Annotated in this window: 13 protein-coding genes; 8 read left to right on the top strand and 5 right to left on the bottom strand. The window is 69.1% G+C overall.

The annotated features are described in order from the left end of the window. Positions 1–96: 96 nt before the first annotated feature. On the top strand, positions 97–330 hold the full coding sequence (locus JHL17_RS19110) for a hypothetical protein (RefSeq protein ID WP_200195442.1): 234 nt from the start codon (positions 97–99) through the stop codon (positions 328–330). A gap of 18 nt (positions 331–348) precedes the next feature. Here the strand turns inward: JHL17_RS19110 and JHL17_RS19105 are convergent, their stop codons facing one another. The 3 genes from JHL17_RS19105 to JHL17_RS19095 form a co-directional block, all read right to left on the bottom strand. Beyond that, positions 349–4146, bottom strand: coding sequence for a response regulator (locus JHL17_RS19105; RefSeq protein ID WP_200195441.1), 3798 nt, complete (start codon positions 4144–4146; stop codon positions 349–351). Beyond that, positions 4143–5522: a sigma-54-dependent transcriptional regulator gene (locus JHL17_RS19100; RefSeq protein ID WP_425599636.1), complete on the bottom strand. Its 1380-nt coding sequence runs from the start codon at positions 5520–5522 to the stop codon at positions 4143–4145. Before JHL17_RS19100 ends, JHL17_RS19105 begins: the two co-directional genes overlap by 4 nt. A gap of 225 nt (positions 5523–5747) precedes the next feature. Then, positions 5748–6518 (bottom strand): FCD domain-containing protein, encoded by a 771-nt coding sequence (locus JHL17_RS19095; protein ID WP_200195440.1) that lies wholly within the window; start codon positions 6516–6518, stop codon positions 5748–5750. Between the two features lie 476 nt (positions 6519–6994). Between JHL17_RS19095 and JHL17_RS19090 the strand changes: the two genes are divergently transcribed. The 6 genes from JHL17_RS19090 to JHL17_RS19060 all read left to right on the top strand — a co-directional run bounded on the left by JHL17_RS19090 (position 6995) and on the right by JHL17_RS19060 (position 14944). Next, the gene (locus tag JHL17_RS19090) at positions 6995–8671 is read left to right on the top strand and encodes an L-lactate permease (protein ID WP_200195439.1); all 1677 of its coding nucleotides are present in this window, start codon (positions 6995–6997) and stop codon (positions 8669–8671) included. Between the two features lie 54 nt (positions 8672–8725). Beyond that, on the top strand, positions 8726–11584 hold the full coding sequence (locus tag JHL17_RS19085; RefSeq protein WP_200195438.1) for an FAD-binding and (Fe-S)-binding domain-containing protein: 2859 nt from the start codon (positions 8726–8728) through the stop codon (positions 11582–11584). 143 nt (positions 11585–11727) lie between these two features. Beyond that, the gene (locus tag JHL17_RS19080; protein ID WP_200195437.1) at positions 11728–12480 is read left to right on the top strand and encodes a (Fe-S)-binding protein; all 753 of its coding nucleotides are present in this window, start codon (positions 11728–11730) and stop codon (positions 12478–12480) included. Further along, entirely contained in the window at positions 12470–13894 is a 1425-nt protein-coding gene (locus JHL17_RS19075) for a LutB/LldF family L-lactate oxidation iron-sulfur protein (protein ID WP_200195435.1), read from the top strand. Before JHL17_RS19080 ends, JHL17_RS19075 begins: the two co-directional genes overlap by 11 nt. Next, complete coding sequence (locus tag JHL17_RS37145; RefSeq protein WP_247893660.1) at positions 13887–14690, top strand: LutC/YkgG family protein; 804 nt, start codon at positions 13887–13889, stop codon at positions 14688–14690. Before JHL17_RS19075 ends, JHL17_RS37145 begins: the two co-directional genes overlap by 8 nt. After that, positions 14687–14944, top strand: coding sequence for a hypothetical protein (locus JHL17_RS19060; protein WP_200195433.1), 258 nt, complete (start codon positions 14687–14689; stop codon positions 14942–14944). Before JHL17_RS37145 ends, JHL17_RS19060 begins: the two co-directional genes overlap by 4 nt. Here JHL17_RS19060 and JHL17_RS19055 read toward each other — a convergent pair. After that, positions 14887–16188: a D-amino acid dehydrogenase gene (locus tag JHL17_RS19055; RefSeq protein WP_200195431.1), complete on the bottom strand. Its 1302-nt coding sequence runs from the start codon at positions 16186–16188 to the stop codon at positions 14887–14889. The two genes, JHL17_RS19060 and JHL17_RS19055, sit on opposite strands and share 58 nt — an antisense overlap. Before the next feature lie 260 nt (positions 16189–16448). Between JHL17_RS19055 and JHL17_RS19050 the strand changes: the two genes are divergently transcribed. Further along, entirely contained in the window at positions 16449–17990 is a 1542-nt protein-coding gene (locus JHL17_RS19050; RefSeq protein WP_200195429.1) for a sigma 54-interacting transcriptional regulator, read from the top strand. A gap of 21 nt (positions 17991–18011) precedes the next feature. Here JHL17_RS19050 and JHL17_RS19045 read toward each other — a convergent pair whose 3' ends face one another. Beyond that, positions 18012–18809 (bottom strand): MJ0042-type zinc finger domain-containing protein, encoded by a 798-nt coding sequence (locus tag JHL17_RS19045; protein ID WP_200195427.1) that lies wholly within the window; start codon positions 18807–18809, stop codon positions 18012–18014. Positions 18810–18828 lie beyond the last annotated feature (19 nt).

Here is an 18828-nt window from a genome sequence, read left to right as displayed (position 1 = left end):
GCCGTCTTCTCCCGGTCCGACGCAAGGACAGAGCCCGGGAGCGGAACCCCCACCCGTCCTGGTCGTTGACTCCTCCAGAAGATAGCAGAGGACATCATGACCGACACACCTCAAACACGCACCCCCTCCGAAGGAATGCCCCAGCCGAAGAAATCCGGCGCGGACACCCATGACCAGACGCCGGCCGGCGAGCGCTCCCCGCGCGAGGACCTGACCAAGACGCCCGGAGACGGCACGCTGCAGGACGCCACCCCGGCCGGCCTGTCGTCGAAGGAATTGCTGGAGCGGGCGGAAGACACCGAGGGCTCGACCCAGCCCGGCACCGGCTGACGGCGGCCGGCAGGGCGCTCAGGCCGCCGGCAGCCCTACGCCGGTGTGATCGCGCAAAGCGCGTTCCAGCCGGACGGCACCGCGCAGCAGCACCGGCAGGAGCCGGGCAGCCTGGTCCCTGTCGCCGTTGCGGCAGAGAACCTCCATCCGCCAAGCGAGGTGCATGACCGCCATCCCGCCGAAGCTGCCGGCGAGACTGGACAGATCATGCGCCTCGCCCGCCAGCGCGCGCAGATCGGCGCTGCCGGCCGCTACGGCCTCCGCCATCGCCGAGAGACGTTCCAACCGGCGGGAGACGTCGTCGAGGAAACTGTCGATGATCGGCGCCAGATCGTCGGCACCCACCGTTTCCACCAGATCGGCCAGCACCGCCTCGTCCAGCGCCTCGCCGCCGTCGCCGCAATCCCCACCGCCGCAATCGCCGTCAACGGACTCCGCCGATGCGGCGGGAGAGGCCTTCTCTCCCAACCAGGGGTCCAGCGCCGACAGCAGGCCGGCACGGCTGATCGGCTTGGTCAGATAATCGCTCATGCCGGCGCGCAGGCACAGCTCGCGCGTGCCGGGCATGGCATCGGCGGTCAGGGCGATGATCGGCAGGACGGCCAGCGCATCGCCGCGCGCCCGGATGGCCTGCGCGGCCTCCAGCCCATCCATCCCCGGCATCTGAACGTCCATCAGCACCAGATCGAAGCCGCCGCGGCAAGCCGCCACCACCGCCTGCTCGCCGTCCTCGGCGACATCGACGGCGTAGCCGAGCTTGCGCAGCAGCGTGCTGGCGAACAGCTGATTGGTGCGGTTGTCCTCCGCCAGCAGGATGCGGCCACGGCGCAGCCCCTCTTCCTGCCGCCCGGCGGCCGGAGCGGTCGGGGGAGCGGGAACAGCGATGGCGAAAAGTCCGCTCAGGCAGCGCGCCAGTGAACTCTGGCGCAACGGCCGGTTCAGAGTGGCATGGATCACCCCGGGGTTCGATCCGGGCGCCGGTCCGCCGTCGGTTCGCGCCGCCGGCCCCGGCATGACGATCAGCACGCGCTGCGTCTTCGCCAGCGCCGGGTCGCCGGCGACCGCCGCCAGCAGCGCGTCGCCGGCCATGCCGGGCATCGTCTGATCGGCCAGCACCACATCGAAGGGCCGGCCACCGGCCGCCGCGCGTTTCAAAGCCTCGAACGCGTCGGCTCCGTTCTCCACCGCCGTCGGCCGGGCGCCCAGGTTGTCGAGCATCGAAGCCAGCACCCGGCGATTCACCCCCAGATCGTCCACCACCAGGGCGCGCCGCCCCGCCAGCGGTCGTTCGGCCGGCGGCAGCACCTCGTCCGGCAAGGCCAGCGGCAGATCGACCAGGAAGCGGCTGCCGGCGCCCGGACTGCTGTCGACGGAGATGCCGCCGCCCATCAGTTCCGACAGCTGGCGGCAGATCGCCAGCCCCAGGCCGGTGCCGCCGAATTTGCGGGTGATCGACCCATCCACCTGCTGGAATTTATTGAACAGCGTCGGCAGCGCCTCGGCCGGGATGCCGATGCCGGTGTCCGTCACCGTGATCCGCAGGACAAGATGGGCGTCCGTGGCGTCCAGCACCTCCAACTCCACCGCCACCGAACCGTGCTCGGTGAATTTCACCGCATTGCCGACCAGGTTGACCAGGATCTGCCGGATGCGCGTCGGATCGCCCAGCAGCGTGCGGCGCAGCGGCGGATCGATGTAAAAGCCGATCTCGATCCCCTTCTCGTGGGCGCGCGGGATCAGCAGTTCCACCACACCCTCGACCAGATCGGCCGGGTCGAAGGGCAACGTCTCGATGGTGACGCGGCCGGCCTCCAGCTTGGAGATGTCGAGGATGTCGTTGATGATGGTCAGCAGCGCGTTCGAGGAGCTGCGGATGGCCTGGGCGAACTGCCGCTGCTCCTCGGTCAGGGCGGTATCGAACAGCAATTCGGTCATGCCCATGATGCCGTTCATCGGCGTGCGGATCTCATGGCTCATCGCCGCCAGGAATTCCGACTTCGCCTGGGTCGCCGCTTCGGCGCGGGCACGCAGGGCGTCGGCCTCCTCGCGGGCGGCGTCGAGCCCTTCGGCCAGCGCGCACATGTCGGCGGCCTGACGCTGCAGCTCCGCCTCGAAGCGCTTGCGTTCGGTGATGTCGGTGCGGGTGCAGACCAGCGCGCCGCTGGCGGTGCGGTTCTCCGCCACCACGATCCAGCGGCCGTCAGGCAACTGTCGCTCGAAAGGCGGCCCGGGATTGCGGTGCTGGGTCAATTCGGCCTGGATCCAGGCCTCGTCGCTGACGCGGTCCGGGTTGCCGGCGAACTCGCCGTTGGCGATGGCGGCGCGCAGGATGTCCTCGAACGATCGCCCCGGGGTCAGCAGCGGCGAAGTCAGCGGATGAGCCTCGCGGTAGCGCTCGTTGCACAGGATCAGCCGGTCGCCGGCATCGAAATAGGCCAGCCCCTCCGGCACCGCCTCGATCGCGTCGTCCAATGTCTGCTTGGCGAGCCGCAGTTCCTCTTCCGTCAGCTTCTCGCGCGTGATGTCGGTGTGGGCGCCGACCATGCGCACGACCCGGCCGTCGGGGTCGCGGATGTGGATGGCCCGGCTGAGGATGTAGACGGTATGGCCCTGCTTGTGGCGGAAGCGCTGCACCGCCTCGAACTTCGGGACCAGCCCGGCATTGTAGGCGCGGACCATCTCCAGCGCCGCGATCCGGTCCTCCTCGAAGATCAGGCCGGCCCACATGTCCAGGCTGTTTTCCAGCTCGCCGTCGCGATAGCCGAGCTGTTCCTTCCAGGTGGGAGAGAACCAGATCCCGCCGCTTTCCAGGTTCCAATCCCAGATGCCGTCCCGCGTCGCCTGGACCGTCAGGTCCAGAAGCTCGCGATTCGACCGCAGTTCCGCCTCTTCCCGCTTGGCTTCGGTGATGTCCTGGACGACGCCGAGCAGGCCGGAGGGCCGGCCGTCGTCCCCGCATTCGGTCACGCCGCGGACGAAGACATGGCGCATCGCCCCGTCCGGCCGGATGACGCGCGCCTCGACCGAAAACCCCTCGCCGGTCGTCCGCGCCCGCTCGACCAGGTCGGCCAGACGCGGGCGGTCGTCCGGATGATAGCAGGCGCGCGACAACTCGACCGTCGGCAATTCCTGCTGCGGCGTCAGGCCCAGGATGCGATAGACCTCGTCCGACCAGCGTCGGGCACCGGTGACGAAGTCGATGTACCAATGGCCGAACTGGCCGATCTCCTCGGCGAGGGTCAGCAGGCGCGAGCGGTCGCGCAGCTCCGCTTCCGCCTGTTCGCGCCGTTTCACCTCACGGCGCAGCGCCAGTTCGTCCATCACCAGCCGGGCGAGCTGGGCCAGCGTCTCCGCGTCGCGGGCATCGAAACCGGCACGGGGCGCGTCGTCGATGACGCACAGGGTTCCCATCCTCCGGCCGTCCGCCACCAGCGGCGCGCCGGCATAGAAGCGGATGCCGGGCGCCCCGGTGACCAGCGGATTGCCGGCGAAGCGCGGGTCCAGCGTCGCGTCGGGCACCACCAGCACGCTATCCTGCAGGATGGCGTGGGCGCAGAAGGCAAGGTCGCGGTGCGTCTCCGCCGCTTCCAGGCCGATCCGGCTCTTGAACCATTGGCGGTCGCGGTCGATCAGGGAGACGAGCGCGATGCGCGTGCGGAAGAAATGCCGGGCAAGCCGGGTGATGTTGTCGAAGCTCGGTTCCGGCGGGGTATCGAGGATGCGGAAGGAGTCCAGAACCGCCTGCCGCAGGCTTTCGTCGGCCGGCAGGGCCGCGGGTACCGCGCCCGCCGCCAGGATTTTGGATACCCCGCTCATGCGGCCTCCTCGCCGGCACCGCCACGTTCGGCAGCGCGCCACTGCTGAAGCTTGCGGTAGATGGTGGACGGGCTGATCTCCAGCATCAGGGCGGCACGCGGCACATCGTCGCCGGACAGCCGCAGCGCCTTCCGGATCATGTCCCTTTCGACCTGCCACAGCGGCCGCACGGCGCCATCCTCCTCCAGAGTATCGGCAACCGGCAAAACCCCGCCGGCACGGGGGATGGCGCCTGTCTCCGGACCACCCATCGGCGGCAGCATGTCCAGCGTGACCTGCGGTCCGTCGTTCAACACCACGACATGGCGGACGACATTCTGCAACTGCCGCACATTGCCCGGCCAGTCATGGGCGCGCAGCCGCGCCTCCACCTCCGGCGAGAAGGCCGTCAGCGCCTTCCCCTCCTCCCTTGCATAGTCGACCAGGAAGGAGCGGGCGATCTCGATCACGTCGCCGCCGCGATCACGCAGCGGCGGCAGGGCCAGCGGAATGACGTGCAGACGATAATAGAGATCCTCGCGGAAGCGGCCGGCCTGCACCTCCGCCAGCGGATCGCGGTTGGTGGCGGCGACGAAGCGCACGTCCACCCGCTCCTCCCGCCCGCTGCCGACCGGGTTGACCGTGCCGGTCTGGACGAAACGCAGAAGCTTGCTCTGCAGGTCGAACGGCATCTCGCAGATCTCGTCCAGGAACAGCGTGCCGCCGTCGGCCTGCAGCGCCGCCCCCGGCCGGTCGCCCGTCGCCCCGGTGAAAGCGCCCCTCACATGGCCGAAGATCTCCGATTCCAGCAGGTCCTTTGGAATTGCGGCACAATTCAGCGCAATGAAGGCGCCGTCGCGCCGCGGGCTGGCACGGTGGATCGCCTGGGCCGCCACTTCCTTGCCGGTGCCGCTTTCGCCGGTGATGAAGACATTGGCGCGGCTCGCCGCAACGCTTTCGATCGTGCGGTAGACCGCCTGCATGTCCGGCGAACTGCCGATGAAGCCATGGAAACGCCCGCGGTCCAGGTCCTTGCGGTATCCTTCCACCATCCGTGCCAGCGTCCGCCGTTCCAGCGCGTTGCGCAGGGTCAGGTTCAGCCGGTCGGCATTGAAAGGCTTCACGATGAAGTCGAAAGCGCCCAGCCTCATCGCCTCCACCGCCAGATCGATGGAGCCGTGGGCGGTGATGATGACCACCGACACCGCGGGATCACGGGCGTGCAACGCCCGCAGCACCTCCAACCCGTCCATGTCCGGCAGCTTCAGGTCCAGGATCACCGCGTCGGGCGACGACGCGGCGGCGGCGTCCAGCGCCTCCCCCCCGCGGGTGCACTGTACGACCTCGAGGGCCTCCGCACGCAGGAACTCGACATAGAGCTTGGCGAGCGGGGCCATGTCCTCGATCAGCAGGACACGGCGCGTCTTGGCAGAGGACAGCTTGGAAGAGGACACCTTGGAGGAGGACACGGGGGCGGCACTCGGATGGGCGGTGAGCGGAGCCGTCGATGACGGGGGAATTCCCGCACACTGTACCCCGGCTATTCCCATGCAGCCAGTCGGGTTTAACCTACCCGCATATGACTTTCGGGGCAGAACGCAGATGGAACGGCGCCCTTTCCCTCACACTCCGCTGTCGATGAGGTCGGTCCGTCCGATCCGGCGCAGAGAGACCTGGACGCGGGCATTGTGTTCCCGGATCTCGCGCAGGGTCTGCAGCGTGAACTCCACATGGGCCTCCGCCGCCGTGCTCGCCGCCGCCGCGTCGCCGGCCAGCACCGCATTGGCGATGGCGAGGTGCTGCTGCAGCAGCAGTTCGCGCACCCCCGGCCGGGAATAGAGGTCGGTGCGGTTGTAGAACACGTCGTTGCGCAACAGGTCGGACAGGGTCCGCATGATGTGCAGCATGACGACGTTGTGCGCCGCCTCGTAGATCGCCAGATGCAGGTCGGCGTCGGAGTCGGCCTCTTCCGAACTGTCGTCCTTGCCATGGGCGGTTTGCATGCGGGCGATGATGGCGCGGATGCCGTCGCGGTCGAGATCGGTCGCCCGCTGCGCCGCCAGCCCGGCCGCCGCCGCCTCGATGGAACGGCGGAACTCCAGATAGTCGAAAGACGCATCCGGCTTGTTGCGCATCAGCGTCATCAGCGGATCGGCGATCTGCGACAGGAAGCTGGCGACATGGGTGCCGCCGCGCCCGGTGACCAGCAGGCCACGTTCCTCCAGCTTGGCGATCGCGTCGCGCAGCGACGGGCGCGACACGTCCAGCTTCACCGCCAGCTCGCGTTCGGCCAGCAGCTTCTCGCCCGGACGGAGCGCGCCTTCCAGGATCAACCGTTCCAGATGCTCGGCAATGGCGTCGGCCAGCTTGGCCGGTTTGATCGTTCCCTGCATTGGGTAGGCGGCCTCTCCCTGCACGTCTCGATCCTCTTCAATAACGATGGACGCAACAGGCGTCCAGAGCGGCGGCCGACCGGGAGCAACACCCCCCCTACCAAAGTTGGTCGATTGGCAAACGATTCAGCCGTTGCACAGTTTGGTAAAATATTTTATCCAACGCACACCGTATGGATAAGAGATGTCCACCGCCGCCGTATGGCAAGGGGTCTTCCCCAAAGCCGCCGGGACGGAAAGTGCATCCACACGTACCGGGACAGGACGGACCAGCAGCCCGCAAGGGCGCATCCGCACCGCAAGACTGGGGCCGCAGAACCCCGGCGGCGGTGAACGCCTCCGCTTTGCCGAACGCCCGGCCTTCCACCCGCGCCGCCAATCCGGCGCAGGAAGGCCGGGCACGGGCAAACGCGGCCAGCACCTGCCCGGCACACCGTTCGGACCGACATCACTCCCCGAGAAGGAGACCCCTGACGATGAGCTGGTCGCAAGTCTACGACCCGATGAACAACATCTGGCTGTCGACGCTGTTCGCGTCGCTGCCGGTCCTGGTGATGCTGGGCGGTCTCGGCATCTTCCACATGAAGGCGCACCGCGCCGCCCTGCTGGGTTTGGCGACCGCGCTCGCGGTCGCCGTCGCCGTGTTCGGCATGCCGGTGGCGATGGCAGGAAAGACCGCGCTGCTGGGTGCGGCTTACGGCCTGCTGCCGATCGGTTGGATCGTCGTCAACATCATCTTCCTCTATCACCTGACCGAGCAGCGCGGGCAGTTCAAGATCCTGCAGGAAAGCATCACCGGCATCACCAACGACCGAAGGCTCCAGCTCCTGCTGATCGCCTTCTGCTTCGGCGCCTTCTTCGAGGGCGCGGCCGGCTTCGGCACGCCGGTCGCCGTGACCGGCGCCATGCTGATCGGGCTTGGCTTCACGCCGCTGGCGGCGTCGGGCCTGTCGCTGATCGCCAACACCGCCCCGGTCGCCTATGGCGCGCTGGGCACGCCGGTTCTGGCGCTGGCGGCGGTCACCGGCCTGCCGCTGCTCGACCTGTCGGCGATGATCGGCCGCCAGCTGCCGTTCTTCTCGGTGCTGGTGCCGTTCTGGCTGATCGTCGCCTTCGCCGGCTGGCGCGGCATGCTCCAGATCTGGCCGGCCATCCTGGTCGCCGGCGTGTCCTTCGCCGTCCCGCAGTATCTGGTGTCGAACTATCACGGCCCCTGGCTGGTCGACGTCGCCGCCGCCATCGTCTCGCTGGTCTGCGTCACCCTGTTCCTGAAGGTCTGGCACCCGAAGGCGATCTGGCACACCGCCGGCGGCGCCTCCGCCATGACGCAGTCCGCCGGTGCCGCCGTGGTCGAGGGCGAGGCGCGCCGCAGCCACGGCTACAGCGCCGCCGAAGTCCGCCGCGCCTGGACGCCCTGGGCCATCCTCAGCGTCCTGGTCTTCCTGTGGGGCATCCCCGAGGTCAAGGCCTTCCTCGACGGCGTGTCGATCTTCAAGTTCCCGATCGACGGCCTGCACAACATGGTGATGCGCGTTCCCCCGGTGGTGGCGAAGGCCCACCCGGAGGCCGCCGTCTACACGCTGAACTGGCTGTCGGCCACCGGCACCGGCATCTTCATCGCCGCCGTCCTCTCCGGCTTCCTGATGGGCTATTCGCCGGTCGCGATGGTGAAGACCTATGGCCGCACCCTCTATGCCATCCGCAACTCGCTGCTGACCATCTCGGCGATGCTGGCGCTGGGCTACACCACCCGCTATTCGGGGCTGGACACCACGCTGGGCCTCGCCTTCGCCAATTCCGGCTTCTTCTACCCGTTCTTCGGCACCTTCCTGGGCTGGCTCGGCGTGGCGCTGACCGGGTCGGACACGGCGTCCAACGTGCTGTTCGGCAGCCTGCAGAAGGTGTCGTCGGAACAGCTCGGCCTGCCGCCGACACTGATGGCCGCGGCCAACAGCTCCGGCGGCGTGATGGGCAAGATGATCGACGCCCAGAGCATCGTCGTCGCCGCCGTCGCCACCAAGTGGCATGGGCATGAGGGCAAGATCCTGCGCTTCGTCATCTGGCACTCGCTGGCGCTGACGGCGCTGGTCGGCCTGCTGGTGATGGCGCAGGCTTATCTGTGGCCCTTCACGCTGATGGTGATCGGCCGCTAATCGGCCGGTCCTTCCACCTCCACGTCCTCCTCCCCCAAGCAGGAGCCGCCGCCAATGCTGCCCGCCCCTTACGACCGTGTGCTGGCCGAGCTTCAGTCCGTCCTCCCGCAGGCGAGGCTGGTCACCGATCCGCTGCGCACGCTGGCCTACGGCACCGACGCCAGCTTCTACCGGCTGATCCCGAAGATCGTCGCGCTGGTGGAGACGGAGGAGGAGGTGGTGCGGCTGCTGCGCATCACCCGCGGGCATAGCGTGCCGGTGACCTTCCGCGCCGCCGGCACCAGCCTGTCGGGACAGGCGGTCAGCGACAGCGTACTGGTGGTGCTGGGCGACGGCTGGCGCGGTTGCTCCATCGGTCCGGCCGCAGTCACGGTCACCCTGCAGCCCGGCGTGATCGGGGCGGAGGCGAACCGGCGTCTCGCCCCGCTGGGGCGCAAGATCGGTCCCGATCCCGCCTCCATCGCCACCGCCAAGATCGGCGGCATCGCCGCCAACAACGCCAGCGGCATGTGCTGCGGCACCGCGCAGAACAGCTACCGCACGCTGGAGTCGATGCGCCTGGTGCTTGCCGACGGCATGGTGCTGGACACCGCCGACCCGGCCAGCCGCGCCCGCTTCCAGGACAGCCACGGCGCCCTGCTCGGGCGGCTGGCGGCGCTGGGATCCCGTACCCGCGCCGACGAGGCGCTGGCGGGCCGCATCCGCGACAAGTTCCGCATCAAGAACACCACCGGCTACAGCCTGAACGCCCTGGTGGATTATGAGGACCCGGTCGACATCCTCCAGCACCTGATGATCGGGTCGGAGGGAACGCTGGGCTTCATCTCCACCATCACGCTGCGCACCGTGCCGGAGCATCCGCACAAGGCCAGCGCCCTGCTGTTCTTCCCCGACATCGCCGAGGCCTGCCGTGCGGTGGCCCTGCTGAAGGCCGCCCCGGTCGATGCCGCCGAACTGATGGACCGCGCCTCGCTCCGCTCCATCCAGGACAGGCCCGGCATGCCGCCGCAAATCAAGGGGTTCGACCCCGAGGTGGCGGCGGTGCTGGTGGAGACGCGCGCCGAGAGCGCCGCGGCGCTCGACGCCAACGTGGCGGAGATCGCCGCGGTGCTTGCCGGCTGCGTCACCATCGGCGACACGAGCTTCACCACCGACGCCAAAGCCTGCGAAGGCTTCTGGAAGATCCGCAAGGGCCTGTTCCCGGCGGTCGGCGCCATCCGCCAGTCCGGCACCACCGTCATCATCGAGGACGTCGCCTTCCCCCTGCCCCGGCTGGCCGAGGCGACGCGCGACCTGCAGGCGCTGTTCGTCCGCCACGGCTATCACGAGGCGATCATCTTCGGCCACGCGCTGGAAGGGAATCTGCACTTCGTCTTCACCCAGGCCTTCGACACCCAGGCGGAGATCGACCGCTACCGCCGCTTCATGGATGACGTCGCCGTGCTGGTGGTCTCGCGCTACGACGGCTCGCTGAAGGCGGAGCACGGCACCGGCCGCAACATGGCCCCCTTCGTCGAGATGGAGTGGGGTCCGCAGGCCTATGGGCTGATGAAGGAGATCAAGGAGCTTTTCGATCCCGACGGGCTGCTGAACCCCGGTGTCATCCTGAACGGCGACCCGCAGGCCCATCTGAAGAACCTGAAGCCGCTGCCCCCGGCCGATCCGCTGGTCGACACCTGCATCGAATGCGGTTTTTGCGAGCCGACCTGCCCGTCCCACCGCCTCACCCTGTCGCCGCGCCAGCGCATCGTCGGCCGGCGCGAGATGGCCCGGCTGGAGGCCGTCGGCGGCGACGCCCCCCGCCTGGCCGAGATCGCCGCCGCTTATGACTATGAAGGCATCGACACTTGCGCGGCCTGCGGCCTGTGCGCCACCGCCTGCCCGGTGGGGATCGAGACCGGGCTTCTGATCAAATCCATGCGCGGCGAGCGGCGCGGCGCGGTGGCCCGCAAGGCGGGCGCGCTGGTCGCCGACCATATGGAAGGCACGCTTGGCGTCGCCCGTGCCGGGCTGCGTCTGGCCGACCTCGCGCGCCGCACCATCGGCCATGGCGCCACCCAGGCAGCGGCGCGCGTGCTGACCGGCGGCGCCCTTCCGGCCCTGTCGCACAACTTGCCCACTGCCGCGACCTTCGCGCTGAAATCGGAGCCGGACGCGAGCGACGACCAGCCGACGGTGGTCTACGCCCCCAGCTGCGTCAGTCGGACCATGGGCCCCGCCGCCAGCGACCCGCAACAGCGCCCGCTGCCGCAGGCCGTGGAGTCGGTGATGCGCAAGGCCGGCTTCCGCATCCTCTATCCGGAGGCGGCGGACGGCCAATGCTGCGGCATGCCGCTGGAAAGCAAGGGCTTGATAGAAGCCGCGGACGCCAAGGCCGACGCCATGCTGGCTGCCCTGTCGAAGGCCAGCCGGGGCGGCCGTTACCCGGTGGTGATGGACACCAGCCCCTGCGCCCTGCGACTGAAGAAGCGCCTGACCGATGCGGGCCTGCGCATCCTCGACGTGGCGGAGTTCCTCGGCGAGTTCGCCCTGCCACGCCTCGACATCGCCAGGACGGCGGAACCGGTGATGCTGCATCTCACCTGCTCCACCCGCCGCATGGGCCTGGACGGCGCGCTGACCGCGGTGGCGAAGGCCTGTGCCGAGACGGTGGTGGTGCCGCCCGATGTCGGCTGCTGCGGCTTCGCCGGCGACAAGGGCTTCACCACGCCGGAATTGAACGCCCACGCGTTGCGCCACCTGCCGGCCGCCGTGCCGGACGGCTGCGCGTCGGGCTACTCCACCAGCCGCACCTGCGAGATCGGCCTGTCCGACACGGCGGGCGTGCCCTACCGCTCCATCGTCTATCTGGTCGATGCCTGCGCGACGGCGAAGGTGGAGGAGAAGGCGCGGGTGGCCGAGCCGGCTTTTTGAGGGGGACACTTGCCCCCACCTAACCTCTCCCGCTGGGCGGGGGAGGGACTGCCGCCAGAGCGCCGACAAGCTCCTGCCCCCTCCCCCGCCCAGCGGGGGAGGGTCGGGGTGGAGGCAATAACTGACACGGTGATGAAACGCCCATGGACCACCAGCCCCCCAAACCCACCCGCGTCTATTACTTCGGCACCTGCCTGGTCGACCTGTTCTTTCCGGATGCCGGCATGGCGGGAATCGAGCTGCTGCAATCCCAGGGGCTGACCGTCGTCTTCCCGCAGGGGCAGAGCTGCTGCGGCCAGCCGGCGTATAATTCCGGCTACCGCGCCGACGCCCTGAAGGTGGCGCGCGCACAGCTGGACCTGTTCCCCGGCGGCGACCCCATCGTCGTGCCATCCGGGTCCTGCGCCGGCATGATGAAGAAGCACTGGCCCGACCTGTTCCGCGGCGAGCCGGACGAGGCCAAGGCGGTGCAGGTGGCGGGGCGTGTGTGGGAGCTGACGCAGTTCCTGGTCCATGTGCTGGACGTCCGCCTGACCGACAAGGGCGAGCCGGTACGCGTCACTTGGCACGCCTCCTGTCATGCCCAGCGCGAGATGGGCGTGGTCGATGAGCCGAAGGACCTGCTGCGCCAGCTCGCCAACGTGGAACTGGTCGAGTTGAAGCGGGAGAAGGAATGCTGCGGCTTCGGCGGCACCTTCGCCGTGCGCCACCCGGAGATCTCCGCCGCGATGGTCGGCGACAAGGTGGCGGACATCGAGGGCACCGGCGCCGCCCGCGTGGTGTCCGGCGACTGCGGCTGTCTGCTGAACATCGGCGGCGCGCTGGAGGCCGGAGCCAAGGCCGCGCGCGGCCAGCACATCGCCCAGTTCCTGAAGGAGCGCATCCATGGACGCTAACGCACCGGATTTCGCCGCCGCCTCGCGCGCGGCGCTGGCCGATCCGCAGCTGCGCGGCAATTTCCGCCGCGCCATGGACGGCTTGATGGGCAAGCGCGCCGCCCAGTTCGCCGACGCGGGCGAGTGGCACGGCGTGCGGGCGCTGGCCGCCGCGGTCCGGCTGCGCGCCCTGGCGAAGCTGCCGGAACTGTTGGAAAAGCTGGAGGAAAACTGCACCCGCAACGGCATCACCGTCCATTGGGCCGCCACGACGGATGACGCCAACGCCATCGCGCTCGACATCCTGCACAGGGTCGACGCCAAGCTGGTGGTCAAGGGCAAGTCGATGGTGACGGAGGAGATGCACCTGAACGCCGTCCTGGAAAGCGACGGCATCGAGGTGCTGGAAAGCGACCTCGGCGAATACATCGTGCAGTTGGACGGCACCATGCCGTCGCACATCATCATGCCGGCGATCCACCTGAACACCAAGCAGATCGCCCATCTGTTCAAGCGCAAGCTCAAGGATGCCGAAAGCCGGGAGGATGCGGCCTACCTGACCGATCTCGCCCGCCGGGTGCTGCGCGCCAAGTTCCAGGCCGCCGATGTCGGGATGTCCGGAGTCAACGCCGCGGTGGCGGAGACCGGTACCCTCTGCCTGATCGAGAACGAGGGCAACGGCCGCATGTGCACCACGGTGCCGCCGGTCCACATCGCCTTCATGGGACTGGAGAAGGTGGTGGAAAAGCTGGAGGACGTGCCGCCGGTGATCAGCCTGCTGCCCCGCTCCGCCACCGGCCAGCCGATCACCACCTACGTCAACATGATCTCCGGCCCGCGCAAGGACGGCGAGAAGGATGGCCCGCGCGAGGTGCATCTGGTCATCCTCGACAACGGCCGCTCCGGCATCTACGCCGACCCGGAACTGCGCGACACGCTGCGCTGCATCCGCTGCGGCGCCTGCATGAACCATTGCCCGGTCTACACCAAGGTCGGCGGCCATGCCTATGAGGCGCCCTACCCCGGCCCCATCGGCAAGATCCTGGTGCCGCAGATCGAGGGGTTGGAGAAGCGCGGCGCCATGCCCCACGCCTGCACCATGTGCAACGCCTGCGTCGAGATCTGTCCGGTGAAGATCCCGATCGTCGAGATCATGGGGCGTTTGCGGGTCGAGGCGGTAAAGCCCGGCGGTGCGGTGAAGGACGGCGGCGCCAAGGCCAGCCGGGCGGAAAGGATGGTGTGGAGCGGCTGGGCGGCGATGAACGCCTCGCCCACCGCCTACCGCATCGCGACGGCGGCGATGAGCAGGCTCGGCAACGCGGCGCCGTCGTCTCTGCCGATGCTGAAGGAGTGGACCAACGTCCGCACCAAGCCGCGCTTCGCCGGCCGTACCCTGCACGACCTCGCCCGCGCCAAGGGGATTCCCGATGCCTGATGCCCGCGATTCGATCCTGACGAAACTGCGCAAGACGCGCGACGTCCATCCGCTGACCCCGCCCGCGTCGGACTTCGCGCCGATCGAGGCGAAGCGCTGGGCGGACGAGGAGCGCCTGCCCCGCATCCGCCGCCTGATGGAGGCGGTGCATACGGAGTTCATCGACGCGACAGAAGCCGACTGGCCGGCGGTGCTGCGGGAGTTCCTGGCGCAGGAGGGTGTGGGGTCGCTGGTCTACGCGCCGGAGACGGAGGCGGGGAAGCAGTTGGTCGAGGGGTGGGGCGTCGCTTCTCCCGCATCCAATTCCCCCTCTCCCCCCCGGGGAGAGGGTCGGGGTGAGGGGGACGCATCGCATGATTCCCCCGAAGGTCCCGCCGCGCATCCCCCTCACCCTAACCCTCTCCCCGGGGGGGAGAGGGGACGGACGCCGGCCCCCACCCTCATCCCCTACGACCGGCCCCTCGAAGACCTCAAGCCGCAGCTTTTCGAGTCGATCGAAGCCGGTCTGACCGCCACCCGCGGCGCCATCGCCGAGACCGGCAGCCTGATCCTGTGGCCGACGGCCGAGGAGCCGCGCACCCTCTCGCTCGTCCCGCATATCCACATCGCGCTACTGCGCACCGACGCTCTCTACGACACCTTCCTGCAAGCCATGCGTGACCAGGGATGGGCGCAGGCGATGCCGACCAACGTGCTGCTGGTGTCAGGTCCCAGCAAGACCGCCGACATCGAGCAGACTTTGGCCTACGGCGTTCACGGCCCGAAGCGGCTGATCGTCCTGGTGGTGCACCCGTGACCGCCCGCTCGACGAACGAGCCTGCGACCCGGCTCTACGAGGCGATCCTGCATCTCCGGCGCCTCGGACACCGGGTAGAGAAATGCGAAGGGCGGCGCGGGCGACATCGGCTCGATGGGGCCGAGATCGCCGACGCCGCCCTTCTCGAGCTGGCGATGACCCGCGTCCGCCGGGCGGCGCGGGTCCCCTTGTCCCGTCAGGCCGGACGCACCGCCGCCGGGCGCGACACCGCCACCGACGGCTTGCGGCCATAGCGATCGACGCTGAGGCCTTCCATGTCGATGTCGGTCCGGCGGCCGCCGACCACGTCGGCCAGCACGCGGGCCGAGCCGGCGGACATCGTCCAGCCCAGCGTGCCGTGGCCGGTGTTGAGATACAGGTTGCGGATGTGGGTCGGCCCCAGGATCGGCGTGCCGTCCGGCGTGTTCGGGCGCAGGCCGGTCCAGAACTCCGCCTTCGACAGGTCGCCGCCGTTCGGGAACAGGTCGCTGACCACATGGTCCAGCGCCCCGCGGCGGCCCTGGCGCAGCGTCAGGTCGAAGCCGGCCAGCTCCGCCGTGCCGCCGACGCGGATGCGGTCGCCGAGCCGGGTGACGGCGATCTTGTGCGTCTCGTCCATCACCGTCGATTCCGGCGCACGGGCGGCGTCGGTGATCGGCAGGGTCAGCGAATAGCCCTTCACCGGATAGACCGGCAGGTCGATGCCCAGCGGCTTCACCAGCTTGGGCGAATAGCTGCCCATGGCGACGATGTAGCTGTCGGCGGTCAGCGTGCCCTGGTCGGTCTGCACGCCGGTGATCCGGCGCCCGTCGCTCTCCAGGCCGCGGATGGAGACGCCGTAGCGGAACTCCACCCCGCGCTTGGCGGCGTAATCGGCCAGCTTGCCGGTGAACTGGAAGCAGTCGCCGGTCTCGTCGCCCGGCAGGTGCAGCGCGCCGACCAGCTTGTCCTTCACATGGGCCAGCGCCGGCTCGACCGAGGTCAGGCCGTCGCGGTCGAACAGGCTGTAGGGAACGCCGTAGCGCTCCAGCACCGCCATGTCGTAGCCGGCGGCGTCCATCTGCTTCTGGGTGCGGAAGACCTGCAGCGTGCCCTGGGTACGCTCGTCATAGGTGATGCCAGTCTCGGCGCGCAGGGCCTTCAGGCAGTCGCGGCTGTATTCGGCGACGCGGACCATCCGGCTCTTGTTCAGCTGGTAGCTCGCCTCGTTGGCGTTGGCCAGCAGCTTCAGGCACCAGGACCACATCGCCGGATCCAGCTTCGGCCGGATCACCAGCGGCGAATGCTTCATCATCATCCACTTGGCGGCCTTCAGCATCAGCCCCGGCGCCGCCCAGGGGGCGGAGTAGCCCGGCGATACCTCGCCCGCGTTGGCGTAGCTGGTCTCCAGCGCCGGACCGGTCTGGCGGTCCAGCACGGTCACCTCATGCCCGGCGCGCGCCAGATAATAGGCCGTGGTGACGCCGATGACGCCGCTGCCCAGAACGATCACGCGCATGAGACTGGCTCCCCGAGGGATGAAGGACTTTCGCTTGTCCGAAGACACAGCAAAGGGCATGCCAAAGGCTCGGATGGCGGATTTCCTGCGGTTGTGGCGACGAGGTCGGCGCCTGGGTGTATGCCGATGTTTACACAACCGAAGCGGCATGGAGAAAAAACGTTGAATGGCAAGGGAATGGTCGGGTGTAAAGATTTTGACACGGCGTAACGATATCTGTACAGTGAGCACCGGAAGCTCCCTGCCCGATCCCCGTTCCCATGCGCATCGAAGTCACCTTCGCCGACCGCGTCGGCATCGCCCATGAGATCCTCGCCGTCCTGGCCCTCCGCCGCCTCAACGTGGTGGGCGTCGAGGTCGATCCGCCGCTGATCCACATCGACGCACCCGGGCTGGATCCGGCGGCGCTGCCGGCCCTGTCCGATGCGCTGCGCGCCATCGCCGGGGTGCGGTCGGTGGCCGCCATCGACATGCTGCCGGGCACGCGGCGGCGGCTGCATCTCGACGCGCTGCTGGCCGCCCTGCCCGACCCGGTGCTGGCGGTCGACCGCAAGGCCCGGGTGGTGGTGGCGAGCGCCGCCGCCGCCGAGGTCGCCGGGCTGCCGGAATCGCAGTTGGCCGGTTTCGACATCGGCGAGCTTTTCGGCGAAGCGGAGTTGACCCGTGACCTGACTGCCGGCGGCTTCCGCATGTCGGGCCGCGAGGTGACCCTGAACGGCCAGCCCTTCCTGCTGGAGGTGACGCCCATCGTCGATGTCGAGGCCGCGGGCGCCGTCGTCACCCTGTTCACCCCGTCGCGTCTGGGCGAGCGTCTCGATGCGATCCAGAACCTCGACGAGTTGGGGGCTGGTGGCGGCTTCGCCCGCATCCTGGGCGAATCGCCGCCGGTGCGGGCGTTGAAGGCCCGTGCCGCGCGGGTCGCCGCGATGGAAGCGCCGCTGCTGATCCTGGGCGAGACCGGCACCGGCAAGGAGCTGATCGCCCATGCCTGCCACCGCGCCAGCCCGCGCCGCGACAAGCCGTTCCTGGCGCTGAACTGCGCCGCCGTGCCGGAAAATCTGGCGGAGAGCGAACTGTTCGGCTACGCGCCCGGCTCCTTCACCGGGGCACAGCGCGGCGGCAAGCCCGGCCTGCTGGAACTGGCCCATGGCGGCACCGTCTTCCTGGACGAGATCGGCGAGATGTCGGCCTATCTCCAGGCCAAGCTGCTGCGCTTCCTCAACGACGGCAGCTTCCGCCGGATCGGCGGGGAACGCGAGCAGAAGGTGGACGTGCGCGTCATCAGCGCCACCCACCGCTCGCTGGAGGCGATGGTCGCCGACCACAGCTTCCGCGAGGATCTGTTCTACCGCCTGAACGTGCTGACGCTGATCGTCCCGCCGTTGCGCGAGCGCGGGCAGGACATCCTTCTGCTGGCCCGTCACTTCATCGCGCGTGCCGCGGCCCAGGCCCGTCGTCCACCCGGCCGCCTGACCCCGGCAGCCGCGGCGGCGCTGCTCGCCAACCGCTGGCCCGGCAACGTGCGTCAATTGGAGAACGTCATCTTCCGCGCCGTGACCATGAGCGACGGCGGCGTGCTGGACGCGGCCGACCTGGAACTGGCCGGAGCCGGCATGCAGTCGGCCGAATTGCCGGCAGAGGAGGCCGACAGTTGGGAGAGCGCGGTGGAGGGATTCGAGCGGACGCTGCTGCGCCGGCTCTACCCGCGCTTCCCGTCAAGCCGCAAACTAGCGGCGCGGCTCGCCACCTCGCACACGATGATCGCCAACAAGCTGCGGAAATACGGCATCCCGGAACGGTGACGCCACCGGTCTTCGAGGGGATCAGTGGCCGGCAGGCTTGGCCGGAGCGGCATGCTTTTCGGCGGCCGGCTTGGCGGCTGCGGGCTTCTCCGGCACCTTCTCGGCCGGCTTCCCGGCCGCCTGTGCATCCAGGCCGGGCGGCGGACCGCCGAAGGTGACGGTCACCTCGGTCACCGGGCCGGGATCGGGCTGGCTGTGATGGAAATTCGCCGCCGCGCCTGGACCCAGCGTCTCTGCCGACGGTTCGATGGTCCAGCTCTGCAGCAGCTTGTGCTCGGGCCCGAAGGTGATGACGCGCAACGGCGGCAGCGTCCGTTCGGCATCGGTGCCGTTGGCGACCTCGCCGTCCAGCAGCAGGACGGTCGTCCCGCCCTCGACCTTCTGCTCGGAGCGGATGTTTCGCAGCTCCAGCCCGAAGCCCGGCGGTTCGGCCGGCATGCCGATGGTCTCGTAGAGCAAGGCGGCGGGCGGCCAATTGCGAACGACGGCATCGCGGCCGAAATAGCCACCGGCGGCGGAACCGGCGACCAGAAGTCCCAGCAGGGCGAAGCCGATCACCGTGCCGCGCGACGGCTTGGCGCGCGGGGCCGTGGACTGCTTGACCTTGGCTTTGACACCAGACTGGGTGGCCGTCTTTGCCGGGGTGGCCGGCCGGAGTTCCGTCGGCGCGTCCGGGATCACCGGCTCGAGCTCGGTCCGGTCCGGCATCTGCCACCAGGTGTGGCCGCAACGGGCGCAACGAACCTTACGGCCATCCTGGCCGAGCGACTCGTCGGACAGGGTGTAGCGCGTCGAACAGGTCGGACAGGAAACGATCATCGCGCCGTCGCAGAAAGGT

The organism is Azospirillum endophyticum (genome assembly GCF_016595245.1).
In the GTDB taxonomy this organism is placed as follows: Bacteria; Pseudomonadota; Alphaproteobacteria; order Azospirillales; family Azospirillaceae; genus Azospirillum; species Azospirillum endophyticum.
Note: the sequence above shows the minus strand (reverse complement) of the source record. Positions and strands in the feature narration are given on the sequence as shown.

Coding starts and splice junctions, on each gene's coding strand:
- JHL17_RS19110 (WP_200195442.1), top strand. CDS start 97: ATGACCGACACACCTCAAACACGCACCCCCTCCGAAGGAATGCCCCAG.
- JHL17_RS19105 (WP_200195441.1), bottom strand. CDS start 4,146: ATGAGCGGGGTATCCAAAATCCTGGCGGCGGGCGCGGTACCCGCGGCC.
- JHL17_RS19100 (WP_425599636.1), bottom strand. CDS start 5,522: ATGGCCCCGCTCGCCAAGCTCTATGTCGAGTTCCTGCGTGCGGAGGCC.
- JHL17_RS19095 (WP_200195440.1), bottom strand. CDS start 6,518: ATGCAGGGAACGATCAAACCGGCCAAGCTGGCCGACGCCATTGCCGAG.
- JHL17_RS19090 (WP_200195439.1), top strand. CDS start 6,995: ATGAGCTGGTCGCAAGTCTACGACCCGATGAACAACATCTGGCTGTCG.
- JHL17_RS19085 (WP_200195438.1), top strand. CDS start 8,726: ATGCTGCCCGCCCCTTACGACCGTGTGCTGGCCGAGCTTCAGTCCGTC.
- JHL17_RS19080 (WP_200195437.1), top strand. CDS start 11,728: ATGGACCACCAGCCCCCCAAACCCACCCGCGTCTATTACTTCGGCACC.
- JHL17_RS19075 (WP_200195435.1), top strand. CDS start 12,470: ATGGACGCTAACGCACCGGATTTCGCCGCCGCCTCGCGCGCGGCGCTG.
- JHL17_RS37145 (WP_247893660.1), top strand. CDS start 13,887: ATGCCTGATGCCCGCGATTCGATCCTGACGAAACTGCGCAAGACGCGC.
- JHL17_RS19055 (WP_200195431.1), bottom strand. CDS start 16,188: ATGCGCGTGATCGTTCTGGGCAGCGGCGTCATCGGCGTCACCACGGCC.
- JHL17_RS19050 (WP_200195429.1), top strand. CDS start 16,449: ATGCGCATCGAAGTCACCTTCGCCGACCGCGTCGGCATCGCCCATGAG.
- JHL17_RS19045 (WP_200195427.1), bottom strand. CDS start 18,809: ATGATCGTTTCCTGTCCGACCTGTTCGACGCGCTACACCCTGTCCGAC.